The sequence below is a fragment of the Aerococcus sp. L_32 genome, from assembly GCF_050689315.1.
The window spans coordinates 1-4,917 of record NZ_JBOEQF010000158.1; the positions used below are offsets into that span (position 1 = coordinate 1).

4 protein-coding genes are annotated in these 4,917 nt (G+C 41.3%); all 4 read right to left on the reverse strand.

Annotated features, from left to right (window positions below):
• A partial coding sequence (locus ACRCJ0_RS09405; protein ID WP_431390282.1) for a biotin carboxylase N-terminal domain-containing protein occupies positions 1-338 on the reverse strand: 338 nt, incomplete at its 3' end.
• Between the two features lie 241 nt (positions 339-579).
• Entirely contained in the window at positions 580-2,070 is a 1,491-nt protein-coding gene (nagE, locus tag ACRCJ0_RS09410) for an N-acetylglucosamine-specific PTS transporter subunit IIBC (RefSeq protein ID WP_431390283.1), read from the reverse strand.
• A 55-nt stretch (positions 2,071-2,125) separates the two neighbouring features.
• Entirely contained in the window at positions 2,126-3,028 is a 903-nt protein-coding gene (locus ACRCJ0_RS09415) for a haloacid dehalogenase-like hydrolase (protein ID WP_417893918.1), read from the reverse strand.
• Positions 3,029-3,260: 232 nt separating this feature from the next.
• Entirely contained in the window at positions 3,261-4,658 is a 1,398-nt protein-coding gene (locus ACRCJ0_RS09420) for an FtsW/RodA/SpoVE family cell cycle protein (RefSeq protein ID WP_419970943.1), read from the reverse strand.
• Positions 4,659-4,917 lie beyond the last annotated feature (259 nt).

Below are 4,917 nucleotides of genomic sequence, written 5' to 3' on the forward strand. Positions count from 1 at the left end.
ATATCTAAAATTTCGTGTGAAGGACCGATAAACTTGATCCCCTCTTCCTCACAACGACGCGCAAATTCAGTATTTTCAGACAGGAAGCCGTAACCAGGGTGAATCGCGTCAGCATCTACATCTTTCGCAATTTGGATAATTGACTCGATATCTAAATAAGCCTCAACAGCCTTTTTATCCTTAGACAATCGATAAGACTCATCCGCCTTGAAACGGTGAACTGATCCTTCATCCTCTTGTGAATAAACTGCGACTGTACTAATTCCTAGTTCAAAACACGCTCGGAAAATACGGATTGCGATTTCCCCACGGTTCGCAACTAACACTTTATTAATCATTTATAGTAACTCCCTCTCTTACGCCTATAACAAGTTGACGCTTGTTTACACTTGCCAATTGTATCATAGTTTGCCATATTTTGAACAATTTTGATATAGAAAAATGAAAGAAATCTCATTTTATTATCATAATTGCTAAAGCCTATTAAAGATCGCTTATTTAGATTTTATTTTTCGCTTGATCATTTTCCCCATAAAAAAGAAGCTGGATATAATTACCCAACTTCTTTTCCAAAAATAATTACTCTTCAATTTTTTTCATTTCATCTGCAACAAATTGAACGTCTGTCCCGACAATAACATGCAAGTGATTTTTGTCTAAGACATTGACACCAGGTACACCAAGTCCTTTAATTTTAGATTGGTCTACTTGGTCAACGTCGTCTAATTCAAAACGTAGTCGTGTTGCACAATTATAGTAACTACGGATATTTTCTTGCCCGCCAACAGCATCATAGATGACATTCGCCATGCGTGAATATTTATCATCGCTAGCTTGGGATACACCGCCATTTTTAGTAGCAGTAGTTTCTGAATCAGAATCTGTAATTGCAGCTTCAGTTACGGCATTTTCTCCGCGTCCTGGAGTGGCAAAATCGAATTTACGAATAGCAAAATCGAAGATAAAGTAGTAAACCACAAACATGACTAAACCTAGAACTAACAGCATTAATGGTTGGTTAGCAATTGGCACATTCAAGCTTAAGGCAAAGTCAACTAGCCCTGCTGAGAACCCGAATCCAGCAGTCCAGTGGAAGGTTGCTGCGATAAACATTGAAACCCCAGTTAGGAAGGCGTGAACCAAGTATAATCCTGGTGCTGCAAACATAAATGAGAATTCTAGAGGTTCAGTAATTCCCGTAAAGAATGAAGCGAAAGCACCAGCAATCATAGTACCCGCTGCAATTTTCTTGGCTTTTGATTCTGCATTTTTATACATGGCTAAAGCTGCCCCAGGTAAACCAAACATCATGATTGGGAAGAAGCCGGCTTGGTACATACCAGTAACCCCTTTAACCCCCTCAGATGCCCAGAAGTTCCCGATGTCATTAATCCCAATTAAATCAAACCAGAATACTGAGTTTAAGGCGTGGTGTAAACCAGTTGGAATCAGTAACTTGTTGAAGAAACCGTAAATACCAGCACCTAGCGCGCCAAGGCCAGAGATGAAAGTACCGAATCCTACTAAAGCGTCATAAGCTACTGGCCAAACGAAGTACAGCAGTAAGGAAATAATTAACATAGCACCTGCTGTTAATATTGGAATCAACCGTCTACCTGAGAAGAATGCGAGCGCTGTTGGCAATTTAGTACCTGAATAGCGGTTATATAAGGCTGCCGCTACTGAACCAGAAATAATGGCCATAAAGACATTTTGTGTTGCGCCGAAAGCCATCGGGACTTCTTCAACTGGCATATTGAGTAAGACACTTAAACCAGCTGTTGATAGTAGGTTTGTCACAATGAGGTAACCGACTAAACCTGATAAACCAGCCGCCCCATTGGCATCCTTAGATAATCCTGTAGCAATACCCACTGAAAATAGAATCGGTAAATTGTTGATAATGGCAGTCCCTGCTTGAATCAGGAATACAGCCGCTTGGTTAGACCCGTCACCAGAAAGTCCAGCTGGATCAATCCAATAACCAATCCCCATTAATAAAGACGCAACAGGTAAAATCGATACCGGTAACATGATCGATTTTCCTAAATTTTGTAAATAATTTTTCATATTATCTTATCCTCCCTTTTGATAAAGACAATTTTTAATATACATTGATGATCTATCAACGGTTTACAGACTGAGCCATGCGGAAATAAGTATGCCGTTTACCCCGCACCGCCAAACTCAAAGCGGTAATATTTTCTGGATCAGGCATCCGACCGTAGGCACCATCACCAATGTGGTGACAGTCTACGCCAACACGTTTATTGGATAAACCTATCGTTTCAATCACCGAAGCTTGGGCAGACTCTTGACTCGTCCCAATCGTCGCCATCACCAATCCACCGCGTGCATGCACACTTTTCGTGACCGCCTGGTTTTCAAGCTCATTCACCCCAGGCACCGTATTCACAGCCGGAATCAAGACCCCATCAGCGCCCTCATCCATAAACCCAAGCAAGACATCTTCATTGACGATACTCTCCGTAAGCCCCGCCCCATGCATTTTCCCCGCAAGGACTAGCCCTGAAAAATGGCTTTTCGTTTCTTTGACAGCAGCCTTGATTGCTGACATAGTCACGCCAGTAGCTGGATTCCCTGTCAGTAAAATCATGTCTACACCCAAATCATCCGCCGCTTGTAAACTCGCTTTAGACACTAAGCGACCTGGATTTAAAGACACCCGACTTTCAAGCAATTCCTGCTCTTCATCAACAGGTTCCAAATTGATTGCAATCGGTCGCCCGATTAATCGCTTCAATTCACGGATGATTTCTTTTGACCCCGCAAATGCTTCTAGACCTGGAATTTCTGGGTTGAAGACATCTAGCTCATTCAAGACAATGATATCTGCACCAAACGTCGCCATCACTTCAGGGTTTGACAGCCCTTGAATCAAAGGCGGCGATGTCACTACGGTTTCAGCAACAATTGTCCGTCCTTCACTGGCAAAAATAGCTTGCTTTAGTTGGCTAGCATCCATCTGATTGATTTCACTGGCACTAGCCGAAATTAAACGTTTCATTTCATCTCTCCTCCCTTTGCAAAAGGCTAGCACACCAACAACTAACCGATTACATTTCTATTCGAATATTATATCAATCTTGATTGCCATTACCAAACAGGTATACAAAAATGGGATACATGGTTGTCATCTAGTCTTCGTTTTTACAAATAGAAAAGGAACAGAGCCTTTCAACAAGACTGTGCATATTAAAAAAACAGACCGTTTAAACAGGTCTGTTCTTAGATATCAATTATTCAGTTTGTTCAGGCAAGTCAGCTCGATTTGATTTCGCCCTTTTGGCCCGAAGCTCGCGCCGCCACGACTGGTCTGAGGCAATAACGGACAAGGCAATCCCAATCATGATGCTGGTTACAAGTAGGCTGGAACCCCCGTAGGACATAAACGGGAAGGTAACACCTGTTAATGGAATCAGTCCTAATACCCCACCCAGGTTTACAAAGGCTTGGATAAGGAAGTAAGAACCGACTCCAACTAAAACTGCTTGGTCAAAGGTCCGGCGCATCTTGATGGCTTTGTGGAAGATGTAAATAACCAGTCCAAAGTACAAGACTAAGACTAATAGAATTCCCCACAAGCCGAATTCTTCGCCGATAATGGCCATAATGAAGTCATTATGGGCTTCCGGTAGGTAACCCAGTTTTTGAATTGAGTTCCCTGCCCCACGGCCAAGAATACCCCCGTTTGATAAGGCATAATAACCATAGACTAATTGCATCCCCGTATCTTGGGCATCTGCGAACGGGTTAATAAAAGAGGTAAAGCGAGCAACCTGATAATTATCGATATGCGATAAATCAAACAGATTCAAGACAATGACAATCAATACATAAGTAACAATTGCACCTAGGATAGTTCTGGATAGCCATTTCACCGCCATCCCTGAAGTTAATAGGAGGATCACGAGTAAGGTTCCTAGAATTAATACCCCACCCACATCTGGGAAAAGGAGTACCAAGCCTAACCAAAGGGCAATCGCTGCTGCTTGTTTCCAATACTTGGTTAAGAGTTGTAGTGGATTTTCTGTTTGCGCAATCGCGCCTTGAACTTCATCTTTGGCTAGAAAGTTGGCCACGAGTATGATTAATGCTGGTTTTGCAAACTCAACTGGCTGAATAGAGAAAGCCCCTACCCCAATCCAACCTTGGGCACCGTTGATGGTTTCTCCAAAGATAGTGGTAAAGATTAAAAGGGCTGTGACTCCAAGATAGGTTGAGGTTTGAAAAATCCTGTGCCGCCACATTTCCGGCTTGGTAATGTAAATTAAAATAATGGCGAATAATCCAATACCCGCAAACATTAATTGCCGTACTAAGTAATAATAAGTTGGTTGACTAGCCGAGGTTGCTAAATATGATGAGGCTGTTGTGACCATTAGTAAGCCGATAGTTAGTAATAAACCATATAAGCTAAAAATCTTCCCATTGAAATCTTCAAAATGGGCAAGGACCCGTTTAATCCAGGTTGGCCCTTCATGTTTTCGCTCTTTTTTAGCTTGCTTTTGATCCTTTTTAGCTTGCTTGCGGTCTTTTTTACTTTGTTTTTTTGCTTTTGCTTTATCTAAGGCATTTATTTCTTTTTGTTTTTTGGTAATTGCTTGGGCTTTATTTTCATTAGATTCAGTAGACACAATAGCCCTCCTTATGGATTCTAAGTGATGTTATACATCCGATGATTCTAGAAGTTAGCATAGGTATTTTTACCTATTACTCAGTTATCCATTATAGCATAATCACCTAGTGCATTAGCGTAAACCTATTGCATTTTATAGAAAAATAAAAGAAGAAACAGAAGGCATATTTTTATTGTTTTCCAGAAAGCCTTCAGCTTTCGCTTTATCTATCACGCCTTGGAAGCATTCGTTATCTAATCAACAAAAGTTGTGTAAA

What these genes read in the sequence shown, in the direction of transcription:
- ACRCJ0_RS09415 (WP_417893918.1), bottom strand. Translation starts at nt 3,028, where the DNA reads ATGAAACGTTTAATTTCGGCTAGTGCCAGTGAAATCAATCAGATGGAT.
- nagE (WP_431390283.1), bottom strand. Translation starts at nt 2,070, where the DNA reads ATGAAAAATTATTTACAAAATTTAGGAAAATCGATCATGTTACCGGTA.